Here is a 13,880-nt window from a genome sequence, read left to right as displayed (position 1 = left end):
GGCGGCCACCGCGGTTCGAGCGGCGGTTCGAGCGGCGGTTCGAGCGGCGGTTCGAGCGGCGGTTCGAGCGGCGGTTCGAGCGGCGGTTCGAGCGGCCGGCGCAGCGACTCGGGCAGCTGCGGCGGCCTCGGCGGACGACCGGACGCACGGTGCTGCGGCGTCTGGCGCGACGTCATCGCGCGCCGCCGGGACCGGCGCAGCGCGACCGTCCCGAGCAGCACCGCGCCCAGCACGCTGGTTCCGGCGGCGACGGTGAACTGCGCCGCGGACTGGTGCCCGGCATGCTCCGGCGAGGCGGAGGCGGCCTCGGGCGCGGGTGTCTGCGTCGGCGCGTGCGTCTGCGTGGGCTGGGCGGACGCGCTGCCGCCGTGGCCGTGGGTGAACCCGCCGCCGCTCGTGGTCGGTGCGACGCTCGGGTCGGCGGTCGCGCTTCCGCCCGAACCGGGACTCGGACTCGGGCCGTGCCCGTGCGCAGGCGGAGCGGGGGTTGGCGCCTGGGACGGCGGCTGCGCCCCCTGACGCCCGCCGCCGGAGCCGTCCGGGCTCGGGACGGTCAGCCGCATGCCGGGCTCGATCACGTTCGGATCGGTGAGGCGCACGCCGTCCGGTGCGACGACGCCGCGGTTGGCGTCGAACAGCTCCGGCCAGTCCTTGGCGCTGCCGAGCTCCCGCTCGGCGATCCCGGACAGCGTGTCGCCCGGACGGACCGTCACCTCGGAGTCGTGGTGCGCGGGCCCGCTCGACCCGGGCGCGGCCACCGCCGCGGACTCGTGTACGGACGCGGAGTCGTGTGCCGACGCGGAGTCGTGTGCGGATGTGGACGCGGACGGCGGGGCGGCGATGTGCGCGTCGCGCGGCAGCAGCAGCTGCCAGCCGGGCTGGAGGGGTCGCTCGGCGTCGAAGACGCGGTGCTGGGTGTCCATCACCCGGCCCTCGTTGAGGGCGGCGATCTCCCGCCAGCGCTCGCCGGAGCCGAGGGTCCGTTCGGCGATGCCCCACAGCGTGTCGGCGGGACGGGTGGCCCGGACGACGTAGTGCGGGTGCTGCGCCCGCCCCGCGGAGGCGGAACTGGACGCGGAGGCGGAGGCGGAAGCACCCGTCGGCGTGGCCACGCCCGTCGTCCGGGCGATGGCGTGGTCGGGGGTGCGCGGCGCGCTGGCGGCCAGTTGGGGCGCGGGCGCGCCGGTCGCGGCGAGGGCGCCGCCCGCCATCGGCAGGATCGCGAGGATCGCGCCGATGAGGCCGCCGGCCAGCCGCTGGCTCCAGCCGAGCGCGGGCAGCCGCCTGGGCACGCGGCCGCGCAGCTGGGCGGGGACCTCGACGACCACCGAGAGGGCGAAGGCGAGCCACGCTGCCCAGCCGACGACGACGAGCGCCCACAGGAAGAGGTTGCCGTTGTCCGGGGTGGTCAGCAGCTGCGTCAGCGACGTCTGGCGCGGCTGGGCCTGGAGCGCGATGGCCCAGGTGCCGTAGCCGAGCGCGGCGGGCAGGCCGACGAGCAGGGCGAGCAGTGTGACCAGCGCGCAGAGCGCGCGGAGGAACGTGCGCACCATGTAACTCACCCCTCGATGCCGGTGACGCCGTAGACGAATCTCGCCTGCCCGCTGCCGGAGACGGACAGGTCGGTGATGCCGATCAGGTCGAGCAGCTGCGTGCGGTAGTCCGCCGTCAGCGTCACCTTGCAGATGTCGCCGTGGAGGAAGGACAGGTGGTATCCGTTCATCCCGGCCGAGCTCACGTACGCCGCGCCCGCCTGGCGGGCCCAGGTCCGGTTGAGGCGGTAGACGCCGCTCAGCACGGCGCGTTGGTCGACCTGCTCGCACGCGGCCCGCGCGGCCTCGCGCGCCACGGCGTCGGCGCGTTCGGCTTCGTGGACCTTGCCGCCGCCGTCGAAGGTGAGGCCGGCGAGCGCGAAGAAGCCGAGGACGCAGCCGACGACGAAGAACGAGACCGCCCCCGCCTCCCCCGCGGGCTGCCCGAGCCGCATCACTGGCCCCGGTAGGTGTCCACGACGGAGGTGAAGTCGCCGGTCACCTTCCTGCTCAGGGTCAGCAGGCCGAAGTCGATCCGTACCGTGCAGCTCCCCTGGGCCTCGACGGCGTTGTAGTACGTGGCCGGAGGCTTCGGCGGGGCCGCACCGACCCCGTTGACGGCCGCCTTGACCCTCCCGATGCACTGCGGCAATCCCCCCTGCTCGAAGACCACGTCCGCCGCCGCCGTCACGTTCTGCGAAACCTTGCCGGGATCCCTGGTGAGCGACCCCGAGCGTGCGGCGGCCTGGACGGCGGCGTCCATGGTGCCGCGGTCGTCCTGGAGCGTCCCCACCGCGATCACGAAGGCGAAGAAGGCGAGGATGATCGGCATCACCACCACCGTCTCCAGCGACAGGGAGCCGGCCTCGTCCCTGCCGTGCTCCCGTGCCTCCCCGCGCCTCCTCTCCTCGCTCATCCGCCCGCCCCCAAGAAGCGCTCGACCGGCACGGTGACCGGCACCGTGATCTCCGGCCCGTCGAAGAGGCTGCCCAGCACGGACCGGACCCGGACGTGGACGGTCACGGTGACCGTGTGCGCGGCCACGTCCTGGACCGGCGCGTCGACCCGCGGGTCCTTCGCCAGCCAGCCGTCGCGCCGCAGGAAGGCGTACGCCACCTGCACCGGGTCCGTGCCGCCGGACTGGGTGTCGGCGGCGACGGACGCCCCCTCGCGCGCGGCGCCGAGCGCGACCTGGCGGTCGAACCACCAGGACGAGGCCTGCACCACGAGCAGCACCAGGAGCAGCAGCACACCGAAGAGCGCGACCAGCTCGACGGAGAGCGAACCGCCGTCCCCCGTGGTCAGTGGATCGTGTTGGCCTTCGTCTTGACCACCTTGGTGAGCACCACGATGAGGGCGGCCGCGACGGTGATCAGGCCGAGGGCCAGCGCCACCAGCTCGAAGCTCAGTGCGCCCAGATCGCGTGTGCTGTGCACCTTCCGTGCCCGGGACCTGACCCGCTCGGCGCGGGCGCCGGCCCACGTCCACAGCATGAGCACCGGCAGCATCTCGTCCGGCACACGTCGCCCACGGAACATCTGTCATCACTCCTTCGGTCATTGCATCATCCGGGAGACCGCCGGGAATCCGACGAGCAGGGTGAAGACCATCACCAGCGCCGTTCCGGGCAGCACCATGCGTTCGCTCACCACGTTGGCCTTGGCCAGTTCGTCGGAGAGCAGCTCCGAGCGCAGGTTCGCGGCCCGCGCGCGGAGAGTCTTGTAGACGGCGGCCCCGTCCGTGCCGGCCAGCCGCATCGTGTCGGCCAGGTCCTGGAGCGGCGTCAGGCCCAGCTCCTCGGCCAGGTCCGCCAGGCCGTCCCAGGGGGGTCGGCGTTCGAGGACGGCCCGGTCCAGCGCGGCCGCGATGCGGCGCAGCACCGGGCCGTTGCCGACCTGCGCGGCGCGCAGCAGCGCCTCGGCGGGGCCGCGGTCGGACGCCCGCTCCAGGGCCACCAGCTCCAGGTACGCGGCGACGGCGTGGAGGTAGTCCACGCGCGCCTCGTCCGCCTGGCCGCGCAGCAGCAGGTCGGGCAGGAACCACATGAGGGCGGCGAGCGCCAGCGAGCAGACCGCGGGCACGACCACCGGCAGTGAGACGCCGGCGAGCGAGGCCATGAAGCTGACGTAGGGGAAGGCCAGCAGCCCGAGCAGGGCGCTGAGGAGCTTCTGCGCCAGGTGCCGTTCGACGCTCCGGCCCACCAGGGCCAGTTCGCGCCGCGGAACCACGACGCCGGGCAGGCCGCGAAGCCGCGCCCCCAGCAGCTCGTAGAACCCGCCCCCCGCCGGGCTGCCGGTGACGGCCTCCCCCGGCATCACCGGCTCCGGGTGCAGCCGCTCCAGCGCCGAACCCAACTGCGGTGGGGCCGGTCGCAGTTCGGCGACGAGCAGGGCGATGCCGAGACCGGCGAACCCTCCCGTCAGCACCAACCAGGTGATCACGTCTCCTCCTCCTGCGCGGTGGTGCGCACCCGCGAGCGCCGGTCGGCCTCCAGGAAGCGCGGCACGGGCCGATGGGTGGCCATCGACGCCATCCAGGCCACGACGGCGACCAGCGCGAGCACCACGACGGCGAGCACGACCTGCCCGAGGGGCGTGCCGTAGGGGGCCGCGTAGGACGGGTTGAGCGCGATGACGCCCGAAGCGCCGACCATGACCAGCACCAGCCAGCGGATCGTCGCCCGGTGCTTGGCCCGGTCCGCCTCGATGACGCGCCGCTGCCGCACCTCCTCGCGCACCGAGTCGGCCGTGTCCGACAGCGCGCGGGCCAGTCCCGGGCCCCGGTCGCTGATCCGCAGCAGCAACGTGGCCAGCACCTTGTCGGCGGTGGCATCGCCGAGACGGTCGCCGAACAGGCGCAGCGCCTCCTCGGGGCTCATCCGGGACTGGATCCGGCCGACCAGCTCGGAGACGTCGGGCTCGATCGCCGCCGGTGCGGTCCGCAGGCTGCTGACGAGCGCCTGCTCGACGCCGAGTCCGAGCAGCAGCACGTCCGAGAGGCGCTGCGTCCACTCGGCCAGCGCCTCCAGGCGGTCGATGCCCTGGTTCTGCGTCATGGTGGCCCGCAGGAACCACGGCAGGCCGAAGACGAGCAGCGGGACGATCAGCAGGGTCACCACGTAGCCGCTGAGCAGCCAGCCGAGGACGGCGACGACGAAGGCGACGACGGCCTGGAGCCGTCGTCGCTCCTGCACGGCGCGCGGCAGGCGTGACGTGCGGCGCGGCCGCGGGCGACCGGCGTCGTCCGACCCGCGGGTGAAGACGACGAAGACGGCGACCCCGCCGAGCAGCAGCGCTCCGCAGACGGCCCAGAGCAGTTGGGTCATGCGACACCTCCGGCGCCCGGGACGCCCTGCTCGTCGCCGCCGTTGACGCGCAGGCCGAGCGGGGCGGCCCAGGTGCCGTAGGGGTTGCGCAGCAGGGTCGCGTCGAAGCCCGCGCGGCGCAGGTCGTCCAGGCAGGCCGGGGGCGTCTGCGGGACGCCGCGCGGCTCCGGCCACACCTGCCGGCCCTGCCCGTCCACGCCGCCCTTGCGCGGCCCGAACACCGTGTTGAGCGCCGGACGGCCCTGCTCGCCGAGTCCGGCGACCTCCAGCACGTGCGACACGAACCGGTGCCGGCGTCCGCCGATGCCGGTCTCGTCGACCATCGTGACGTGCACGACGAAGTCGAGCGCGTTGGCGGTGAGCCGGTAGGCGAGCTGGTCGGTCATCTGCGCGCCGTACTCCAGGCACAGTTCGGCGATGCGGTCGACGACCATGTGCGGGGTGCGGGCGTGGAGCGTGCACATGGAGCCGCCCTCGCCGTTGGTCATCACCCGCAGCATCGGGACGACCTCGGCGGAGCGGACCTCGCCGACGATGATCCGGTTCAGCGTCATCCGCAGCGCGGCCGGGATCAGCTCGCCGATGCTCAACTCCCCCGCCAGACGCCCGTCCACGCGTTCGCCGTTGCCCTCGCGCGCCTCCATCGGCACCACCTGGCGCAGGTGCCCGAGCGTGTGCAGCCACAGCTCGAACTCCGACTCCAGCGTGCCGACGCGCTCGTCCGGCGGAATCTCCCCGGCCATCGCGCGCAGCAGGCTGGTCTTGCCGACGCCCTGGGTGCCGGTGATCATCACGTTCTTGCGCGCGCGGATCGCGGCGGCCAGGAACGAGGCGATCGTGGAGTCGACCGTCCCGAGCTGGACCAGGTCCCCCAGGGTGGCGTTCTGCACGCGGTGACGGCGGATCGCGACGTACGGGCGCGGCGTCACGTGCGTCATCGCCTGGAGCCGCATCCCGCCCTCCAGGCGCAGCGCCAGCATCGGGCTCGCGACGGAGAGGCTGCGCTCGCCGCCACCGTGACGGCGCGCCAGGTCCTGGAGCAGCTCCACGAGTTCCTCGTCGCTGTCGGCGATCGGCGGCACCTGCCGCAGCGGCTGGTTGGCCTTGGAGATCCAGACATCGTCGCAGCCGTTGATGAGGATGTTCTCGATGTCGGGGTCGTCCAGGTAGGGCTGGAGCCGCCCGGCGCGGAAGAGCAGGTCGAAGACGACCTCGGCGAGCGCCCGGTCCTGCTCCCTGGTCGGGGTGACGCCGTGGGCGACGGCGTGCGCGTCCGACCAGCGCGCCACGGCGTCCTCGATCAGCGCGCGCCCGCGCTGGCGCCGCCCGGCGGCGTCGGCCGCGTCGGCGGGGCCCGCGGACGCGGCAGACGCCGTGGGCGAGTTGCTGAGCTGCTCGTACAGGTCGGAGGCGACCTGACGCTTCAGCTCCCGCGCGATCTTGGCGTCGACGACGAGTGAGGCCAGCCGGTCCATGGGCTCAACGGACACGCGCGGCCTCCCCTGTCGCGCCGTTCCCGCCTGCGTTCCCGGCTGCGTTCCCGGCTGCGATCACGTCGGGGTGTTCGCCGTCCGCGGGCCGGATCTCCTCCGGCGCGGGCGGCCTCGGGGCGTGATCGGCGAGCGGCGGCATCGCCACCATGCTGGGCGGGTTGAAGGGGTTCCCGGCTCCCTCGACCGCCGGCTGCGGCGTGGTCGGCTCCAGATGCACGGACTGCAACCGGGCCGCCTGACCGGGCGTCACCGGCCCGATCGGCGACTGGGCGGGCCCGCTCGGCGCGGCGGACCGCGCCCCGAGCTCCGCCGTCGCGGCGAGATCCAGCACGTCCCGCACCGACCAGGCCGCCCCCGCGCCCCCGTCGTTCCCGGACGGCTGCGCCCCAGCTGTCGGCCAGGTGTGCGCCTGCGGCTCCGGGACCGGGTGAGCCGACCACGGCCGTACGGCGGGATCGGGGCTCTCAGGCATCGGCGATGTTGCGGACTGGCCCGTCCAGGAGGTGGGGCCCGCGCCCGCGGCCTGCGGAACGTGGCCCTGCTGCGCCGGCCATGAGGCCCCGGCCGGAGGCTGAGGCTCCCGGAACGACCAGGAGGGACCGGTCGCCGCGGCGTCGGCGGACGCCGAGGGACCTGCCGTCCCGACGGGCCACGCCGACGGAGCCGCCGCGTGGGCGGCCCGGGGAGCGCGGGCCTGCTCCGACCAGTGGCCCGCGGCCAGAGGCTGCTGGCCTCGGTCCGACCCGGAGGAGCCCGTCGCAGCGTCGGCGGCCGCCGCCGGCCCTCGGGCCTCACCCGGCCAGTGGGCCTGAGGCACCTGCCCCAGGCCGACCGGTGCGACGGGCGGCATCGGGTGGGCCGACCACGGCCGTACGGGCACGGCGGGATCCATGGACGCGACCGCCTGGGGCTCCTCGTCCCGCGCCGCCCACACCGCTGCTGCGGGGCCCGGCTGCGGCGGGTCGGCTTCGCGGAGCGACCAGTCGGCCTGCGTCGGCGGCTCGGGGGCGCGAGTCGCCCAGGAAGGCGCGACCGCAGGCTCCTGCGCACGGCCCGCCGTCCACGACGGCGCCGCCGTCGGCCCGTCAGCAGTCCACGCGGGTGCGGCCGAAGGCTGCGAGGCGTGAGGCGGCCAGACGGACGCGGCCGCGCCCGCGTCGGCGGCTGCCGGTGCGGGGGCGGCAAGCGGGTGGATCGGACCTGGATGGGCTGCCGGGACGGCGGGTGCCGGGTGCGGTGTGTCGCGCGACGGCCACGGGCTCAGAGCCGGGCTCGGGGCCGGGGCCTCCGCGTGCGTCTGCGCATGCGCATGCGCCTGGCGGTAGCCGAGGCGGGAGGCGTCGGCCGCCGGGGAGAACGGGCTCGGCGCGGGGGCCGGTGCCGGGGTGGGCGCCGGGACGGCCTGGAGCGGGACCGATGTCGCCGGACCGGGGGCGGACGCGGACGCGGCCACCGGGATCGCGGCGAGGTCCCGGGCGGCCTCCTGCGGAGGCCGGGCTATGGACGGCGGATCGGCCGGCTGGGGGCGGGCGACCAGACGGCGACGCGCCGTCAGCGCGCGTAGCTCGTCGCTCGTGGAGCGGGCGGCCCGCATCAGCTCCGAGCGCTGGAAGCGCCGGTCGGAGGTGCGGCCGCCGCCGTCGGAGAGGGTGCGGGCCTCCTTGGGCGCGAAGGGCAGCAGGCCGACGACGGGCGCGCCGAGCGCGCGCGAGATCTCCGCCGCCGCGTACGGGCCCTCACGGACCAGCAGCAGCGCGAGCGCGTCGGTCCCGCCCTCCTGCGCCAGCTCCGCCGCAAGCGCGGCGACGCGCGGACGCGCGGTACTGAGGCCGCGCAGGGTCGTGCGCAGGACGGCGAGGACGGCGTCGGCGCGCCGCGCCAGGACGGCGGACGGGCCGTGGCCGCCGGAGCGGCCGAGGTCGACGATGACGTCGCAGCCGTAACCGTCCAGGGTGCGGCATGCCTCGGCGAGCGGCTCCCAGGTGTAGACGAGGGCGGCGGCCTGCGCCGGGTCGGTGAGGCCGGGCAGGAGCAGGCGGTCGCCCGTGCCCTTCGGCGACAGGTCGATGCACTGGTCCCACATCTCCTGGAGCAGGCGGCCGCGCCGGTCCGAGACGGCGAGGTTGCGCAGACCCTTGTCGGCGTGCACCTCGCCCCGCAGCGCTCCGGCCAGCACCGCGCCGCCGTCGGGGTCGGCCTCGACGAGCAGCACCCGGCGGTGCTCGGTCAGCGGCCAGCTCAGCAGCAGCGCGAGGGCCGCGCTGGTCGCGCCGGGCGCTCCGGGACCGCCGGTGATCGCGACGACCGCCATCAGCCGCCCCCCTTCGTGCCGGGGGCGGCGAGCAGCACCGCGAACTTGCCGCTCGCGACCAGGTCGGCGACGGGCGCCGCCTGGTCGCCGGGGACGGCGACGTCGACGACGGTCGTGCCGTCGTCGACGGAGGCGGCTCCGACGCTCACCACGCGCACCGTCACGGACTGGAGCAGCGTCGCCCCGGCGCTGCCGCCGTTGGCGCCGCCGGCGCCGCCCGTCCCGCCGGAGTTGGCCGGGCTCGGCAGCGTCTCCGCGCCGGTCCCGGTGCCGGTGCCCTCGGCCGAGGGGGTGTAGACGAGCACCACCCACGTGCCCGCGTTCAGGCCGGAGGCCGGGAGCTGGGCGGGCTTGGCGGAGACGCCGAGCACCTCCTGACCGGCCTGGACCAGCGGATCGTCGGTCAGGTCGGCGGCGGTGAGCAGTTGCCCCGCCTTGAGGTCGGTGGTGGCGCGCATGTTCAGTACGTGGCTGTCGGCGGAGAGCGGGTGCAGGGCCGGGTCGAGCGAGATCCGCACCTCCGTCAGGTCGTCGGCGGTCAGGGGCTGGCCGGCGGGGACGTCGTGCGCCAGAGCGAGCACGGGGACGCGCTGACCCGTCGTCAGGTACAGCGCCGCGCCGCCGAGGCCGCCCGCGGCGACCAGGGCGACGCCGAGGGCGAGCACGGCGGGGCGGCGCTTTCGCCGTTGCGGGGCGCGCGCGGGTGCGGCGGCCGGGCGTTGTCCGGCCGTGAGCGTCGGCGACGCGGGGGCTTCCACCGTGGTTCGCCTCTTTCCTTCGTCCTTGGCAGTGCGGTGCATGGCATTGCTGTGCTGTGCGGTGCGGTGCTGTGCGACGCGGTGCGGTGCGGTGCGGTGGGCTGCGGTCAGTTGAGGACCTGGATCTCCTTGACCGCGAGGTCGATCTGGTTGGCGCTCTGCATGTCGTCCAGGGCGAAGTCGCCCTTGTCGCCGGTGCTGGACGTCCAGCGGACGTGCCAGCCGACCAGGGCCGAGATCACGTAGGCGTCGTCGGCCTTGTCGTAGGTGTAGGAGCAGCCGGACACGAACCCGGTGCTCTTGTCGAAAGCCGTGCCCGGTCCGCCGCACACGGTCTGGCCCTCGCCGGTGTTCCAGGTGACCCCCGTCGACCAGACGTAGGCGGTGACGGAGAGGCCGGGCACGCTGGCCGTGGCCCACGCGGGCGCGCTCGGCGGGATGTAGGTGTTGTGGTAGCCCTTGCCCTGCTTGCCGATCCAGAGCATGACGGGCGAGTTGACCAGCCCGTGCTGCCCGTTGCCCGGCGCGCTGTGGATGACCGCGGCGCGGCGCGGGATCTTCGCGATCGCCCAGGCGGCCAGCTCACCCGGCGTCACCTGCGGCGGCATCGGGGGCGGTGCGGCCATCCAGAGGGTCACGGTGCCGCCGCCGGCGTCGAGCGAGCAGGTGCGGACGTAGACGGCGCCGTCGCCCGGCTGGTGCCCCTGCCACAGCGGGTCTCCCGCGGGGGGCTGGGGCTGCATCTGCATGTAGTAGCAGCCGTCCTGCGCGGAGAGCCAGCCGATGCCGGGGACGTAGCAGGCCATCGGGATCTTTCCGTACCAGCAGGCTCCCCCGCCCCCGCCTCCGCCGCCGCCCGAACCGCCGCCGCCGGTCGGGGGCTTGCCGCCACCGCCGACGATGACGCAGACGTAGCTGTTGTCGCAGGGGCCCACGCCCGCGTGCGCGGTGCCGCTCGCGCCCACCAGGCCGCCGACGAGCAGGGCGAGGGCGACGCCCGCGCGCGCCCAGACCCGTCGAGGCGCCGGAGCGCGGCCGGTCAGCATGTTCTGCCCGTCTCGCGCGTGACTTGACTGATCATCCAGGCTCCTCCGACGGTACGGGCCGTCACCACGAGCGGGTAGCGCAGCAGTCGGTCGCCGGGCTCGCTGGTCCGGCCGCCCTGGGCGGTGACCTGGTGCCAGCCGGAGACGTCCAGGCAGTCCTGGAGCGTCGCCTGCTGCTCACCCGCCGCGCCGCGCAGCGGGCCGACGGCGGTGACCACGGGGTGGATCTGCGGGGCTCCGGACATGAGCAGCCCGGCCGAGACGAGCCGCACCACGTTGGCGTAACTGTCGCTCAGCGCCTCGCCGGTGGCGTAGGTGGAGAGGTCGCTGCCGTCCGCGTGGCCGGTGGACATGGCGCGTACCTGGGCCGCCCAGTAGCCGCGGTAGGCGCGGAGCACGACCTCGGCGGCCGGACCGCTGAGGCCCTGGGCCGGGCGGAGGCTGGGCGGGGGCGCGCTGACGGGGTTCGAGGGCGCGCCGTCGAGCGTCTGGGCGCTGCCGCTGTCGCCGCAGGCGGCGAGCAGCAGGCTCAACGCGCCCACCAGCGCCGCTTGGACGAGGCGGCGGCAGGCAGTGCCCGGCCGACTCGCCGCGGTGACCGTCGCGCCCGGCCGTTCCGGCCCGCCGGCCGGATGCGCCTTCTGGTCACGTAAAGGGTGGTTCAGGAATGCGGGTCCCAGGCGCCGCATGGCTCCCCCCTTGCCGCCGATTCCCCGGTTGACGGTGTTCAGCACCATATGCCTCGCACAGCGCGCTGTCCCGGGTTGTGGCTGAAATTCTCCCCACGGTAATGCCCACGTCAAGGTGACTCACACGAATATGCCGTTGTCAATACCCGGGAGGCGTCGGACCACGCCGCGGAGGGGTCCTGAGCAGGCCGCGCAGCAGCGCGCGGTTGCGCAGCAGCAGGCGGCTCCCGTCGGGCGGACCGGTCCAGTACGCCGCAGGCGGCGGCCCGCCCCGACCGGCTCCCGCCTGCGGTGCGTCGGGGTCGAGCGCGAGCAGGGCCGGGTGCAGCAGGCCCGGATCGAGCACCGCGGGCGCGCCGGGCAGCCCGGTGTCGAGGAGCGCGCCGAGCGCCGTCGCCAACGTCCCCGCGCGGCCGTACGCCGGAGCGCGCCCCCGGCGCGGGGGCTCGTAACGCGCCACCCGCCCCCACATCGGGACCGTGCCCGCCGCCGTCACCGTCGCCGTCGCGGCCCACTGCGGCCACTCCTGCCAGGCCTCCTGATCCGCCGCCAGGTCCACGACCAGCAGCGACTCGGCGGCCGAGCCGTGCACCATGGCGCTGGTGACCCAGTCGCAGGCCAGCCCGCGCTGCGCCGCGCTGTCGCGCAGGCTGCCGGCCACGACGAGGACGGGGCGACGCCGACGCTGGTCCCAGGCGAGCTGCCCGGCCAGGTAGACCAGCAACAGCCGGCCCTCCCGGGCGGCCGCCTGCTGGAGCGCGGCGAGCGCGGCGTTGGCGTCCGCCTCCGGGTGCACGGTGGTGACCCGGCAGCGCCCGGGACCGGCGTCCACGAGCGTCGCCGTCACCGCACGCCAGAAGCGCTGGGCCCCCTCCGCCGCGCCGAGCGAACCGCCGAAGGCGCGCTCGTCGGGGCACTCGGCACCGAGGAGCACGAGCTCCACCCCGAGGTCCACGCCACCCCCAACCCGAACGATCCGAAGGCGAGCATTCGGGAGGACACCCCCGGTGCGCGCGCCCCGCGTCGGAACCGTCCCCCGGCGTCCGCACCACGCGCCTCACCTGCTCGCCCCGGCCCTCTACCCCCTGGCACCGCACGAAAACCCGGCCGCCCCCGCCTGCCACCCGCCTCCCGACGCACTCGGGGCGCACGAGCGCCGAAGGCGCAGCGGGAGACCCGGGCGCGCCCGGCGCACACGGCGACCACGCCGGGCACGCGAGGCACACCCGGGTGGTCCGGGCGGGAGCCCCCTGCGGGTGACCTGCGCCACATTCAGGTGGCCCCGGGCGGGGGCTACGCTCCGGACCATGACCACCTTCGCCTCCCTTGAAGACCTGGCCGCAGCCGTCGGCACCGAGCTCGGCAGCAGCGACTGGCACCTCGTCGACCAGAAGCGGGTCGACCTGTTCGCCGAGGCCACCGGCGACCACCAGTGGATCCACGTGGACCCGGAGCGCGCCAAGGACGGGCCCTTCGGCACCACCATCGCCCACGGCTACCTGACCCTGTCGCTGATCCCGGTGCTCGCCAAGGAGTGCTACAGCGTCGAGGGCGTCCGGATGGCCGTCAACTACGGCTCGGACAAGGTGCGTTTCCCGGCCCCCGTCCCGGTCGGCTCCTCCGTCCGGGCGACGGCCGAACTGGTCTCCGCCGACCCGGTCTCCGGTGGCCTCCAGGTCGTGGTCCGCTACACCATCACGAGCAAGGACGGCGGCAAGCCGCACTGCGTCGCCGACACGATCACCCGCTTCTACGCCTGATCCACGCCCGACGGCGCGGGCACGGCCTCGTCCCCACCCGGCGACGCGGGATGTGCGCGGGTAGGCTGCGAAAGATCGTCACGCAGTTCACCGCTCACCGCGTCTCCTGGAGGTGCTGTGCCCGGCCGTGCCCGTCCCGAGGGGTCCCCGCGTCGCGCGGAACCGTCCTCACCGTCCCTGCTGCTGGACTCGCTGACCTCCCTTCCCACCCTCTCGTTCCCCTCGGTCACCGGGCCGCTCTCGGAGCGGCTCGGCCGCATCCGCCCCGAGGGCTTCGGCTGCGCGGCCGAGCCGACCGGCGAACGGCTGGCCCGGATCCTGCGCTCGCCGCAGTTCGTCGACGGCGCGTTCCGCAACCCCGTCCGCACCCGGCGGTTGCTGCCGGGCACCACGTTCGCCGCGCTCCAGGCCGGGCTCACCGAGAACCGCGACCGCCGCCGCCCGGCCCGCGCCGTCCCCGTGCACCGGCTCACCGCCGAGCAGCTGGCCGTCCCTCCCGCGACCGGCCTGCGGCTCACCTGGCTCGGGCACGCGGGCGTGCTGGCCGAGATCGGCGGACGCCGGGTCCTGTTCGATCCCGTCTTCGGCGAGCGCTGCTCCCCCATCCCCGGTTTCGGCCCGCGTCGGCTGCATCCGGCTCCGATCCCGCCCGACGAGCTCGGCGCGGTCGACGTCGTGGTGATCTCCCACGACCACTACGACCACCTCGACCTGCCGGCCGTCCGCGCGCTCGGCGCCTGCGGCACGGTCTTCGCGGTGCCCTTGGGCGTCGGGGCGCACCTGGAGTTCTGGGGCGTCGCACCGGAGCGCATCGTCGAACTGGACTGGCACGAGTCCGCCGAGGTCGCCGGGTTGACGCTGACGGCCGCGCCCGCGCGTCACTACTGCTCGCGCGGCCCGCGCACGAGCCGCTACCAGCTCTGGGCGTCCTGGATCGTGGCGGGCGGCGACCACCGGATCTACCAC

Annotated in this window: 15 protein-coding genes; 2 read left to right on the top strand and 13 right to left on the bottom strand. The window is 75.2% G+C overall.

Features of this window, described 5'->3' with window-relative positions; all coding sequences use genetic code 11:
- From TR50_RS49915 to TR50_RS34545, 13 genes are all read right to left on the bottom strand, one after another.
- On the bottom strand, positions 1–1,553 hold a 1,553-nt coding region (locus TR50_RS49915), incomplete at its 3' end, for a LysM peptidoglycan-binding domain-containing protein (RefSeq protein WP_042431599.1).
- 5 nt (positions 1,554–1,558) lie between these two features.
- Positions 1,559–1,987, bottom strand: coding sequence for a hypothetical protein (locus TR50_RS34595; protein ID WP_042431598.1), 429 nt, complete (start codon positions 1,985–1,987; stop codon positions 1,559–1,561).
- Positions 1,987–2,448, bottom strand: coding sequence for a TadE family protein (locus TR50_RS34590; RefSeq protein ID WP_042431597.1), 462 nt, complete (start codon positions 2,446–2,448; stop codon positions 1,987–1,989). Before TR50_RS34590 ends, TR50_RS34595 begins: the two co-directional genes overlap by 1 nt.
- Entirely contained in the window at positions 2,445–2,837 is a 393-nt protein-coding gene (locus tag TR50_RS47250) for a TadE/TadG family type IV pilus assembly protein (protein ID WP_269084830.1), read from the bottom strand. Before TR50_RS47250 ends, TR50_RS34590 begins: the two co-directional genes overlap by 4 nt.
- Complete coding sequence (locus tag TR50_RS47245; protein ID WP_160311235.1) at positions 2,834–3,070, bottom strand: hypothetical protein; 237 nt, start codon at positions 3,068–3,070, stop codon at positions 2,834–2,836. Before TR50_RS47245 ends, TR50_RS47250 begins: the two co-directional genes overlap by 4 nt.
- 18 nt (positions 3,071–3,088) lie before the next feature.
- Positions 3,089–3,973 (bottom strand): type II secretion system F family protein, encoded by an 885-nt coding sequence (locus TR50_RS34580; RefSeq protein WP_042431595.1) that lies wholly within the window; start codon positions 3,971–3,973, stop codon positions 3,089–3,091.
- Positions 3,970–4,857 carry a type II secretion system F family protein gene (locus TR50_RS34575; RefSeq protein ID WP_042431593.1) on the bottom strand — a complete coding sequence of 296 codons (888 nt, stop codon included), beginning with the start codon at positions 4,855–4,857 and terminating at the stop codon, positions 3,970–3,972. Before TR50_RS34575 ends, TR50_RS34580 begins: the two co-directional genes overlap by 4 nt.
- Positions 4,854–6,347 (bottom strand): TadA family conjugal transfer-associated ATPase, encoded by a 1,494-nt coding sequence (locus tag TR50_RS34570; RefSeq protein WP_084701465.1) that lies wholly within the window; start codon positions 6,345–6,347, stop codon positions 4,854–4,856. The genes TR50_RS34575 and TR50_RS34570 overlap by 4 nt, the downstream gene beginning before the upstream one ends.
- Positions 6,337–8,661, bottom strand: a complete 2,325-nt coding sequence (locus TR50_RS49910; RefSeq protein ID WP_063775200.1) for a hypothetical protein — start codon at positions 8,659–8,661, stop codon at positions 6,337–6,339. Before TR50_RS49910 ends, TR50_RS34570 begins: the two co-directional genes overlap by 11 nt.
- On the bottom strand, positions 8,661–9,419 hold the full coding sequence (locus TR50_RS34560) for an SAF domain-containing protein (protein ID WP_042431591.1): 759 nt from the start codon (positions 9,417–9,419) through the stop codon (positions 8,661–8,663). The genes TR50_RS49910 and TR50_RS34560 overlap by 1 nt, the downstream gene beginning before the upstream one ends.
- 107 nt (positions 9,420–9,526) lie before the next feature.
- Positions 9,527–10,465: a hypothetical protein gene (locus TR50_RS43220; RefSeq protein ID WP_052441680.1), complete on the bottom strand. Its 939-nt coding sequence runs from the start codon at positions 10,463–10,465 to the stop codon at positions 9,527–9,529.
- A complete protein-coding gene (locus TR50_RS43215; protein ID WP_152648797.1) occupies positions 10,459–11,154 on the bottom strand; it encodes a hypothetical protein in 696 nt (231 codons plus the stop codon). Before TR50_RS43215 ends, TR50_RS43220 begins: the two co-directional genes overlap by 7 nt.
- Before the next feature lie 139 nt (positions 11,155–11,293).
- Positions 11,294–12,097, bottom strand: coding sequence for a hypothetical protein (locus TR50_RS34545; RefSeq protein WP_042431589.1), 804 nt, complete (start codon positions 12,095–12,097; stop codon positions 11,294–11,296).
- A 364-nt stretch (positions 12,098–12,461) separates the two neighbouring features.
- On the opposite strand from TR50_RS34545, the gene TR50_RS34540 reads away from it, so the two are divergent.
- Positions 12,462–12,914 (top strand): MaoC family dehydratase, encoded by a 453-nt coding sequence (locus TR50_RS34540; RefSeq protein ID WP_042431587.1) that lies wholly within the window; start codon positions 12,462–12,464, stop codon positions 12,912–12,914.
- Positions 12,915–13,172: 258 nt separating this feature from the next.
- Positions 13,173–13,880: MBL fold metallo-hydrolase (locus tag TR50_RS34535; protein ID WP_174514885.1), on the top strand; the 708-nt coding region annotated here is incomplete at its 3' end.

The sequence above is a fragment of the Streptacidiphilus anmyonensis genome (genome assembly GCF_000787855.1).
GTDB lineage: Bacteria > Actinomycetota > Actinomycetes > Streptomycetales > Streptomycetaceae > Streptacidiphilus > Streptacidiphilus anmyonensis.
This window is presented reverse-complemented; position numbering and strand designations above follow the sequence as displayed.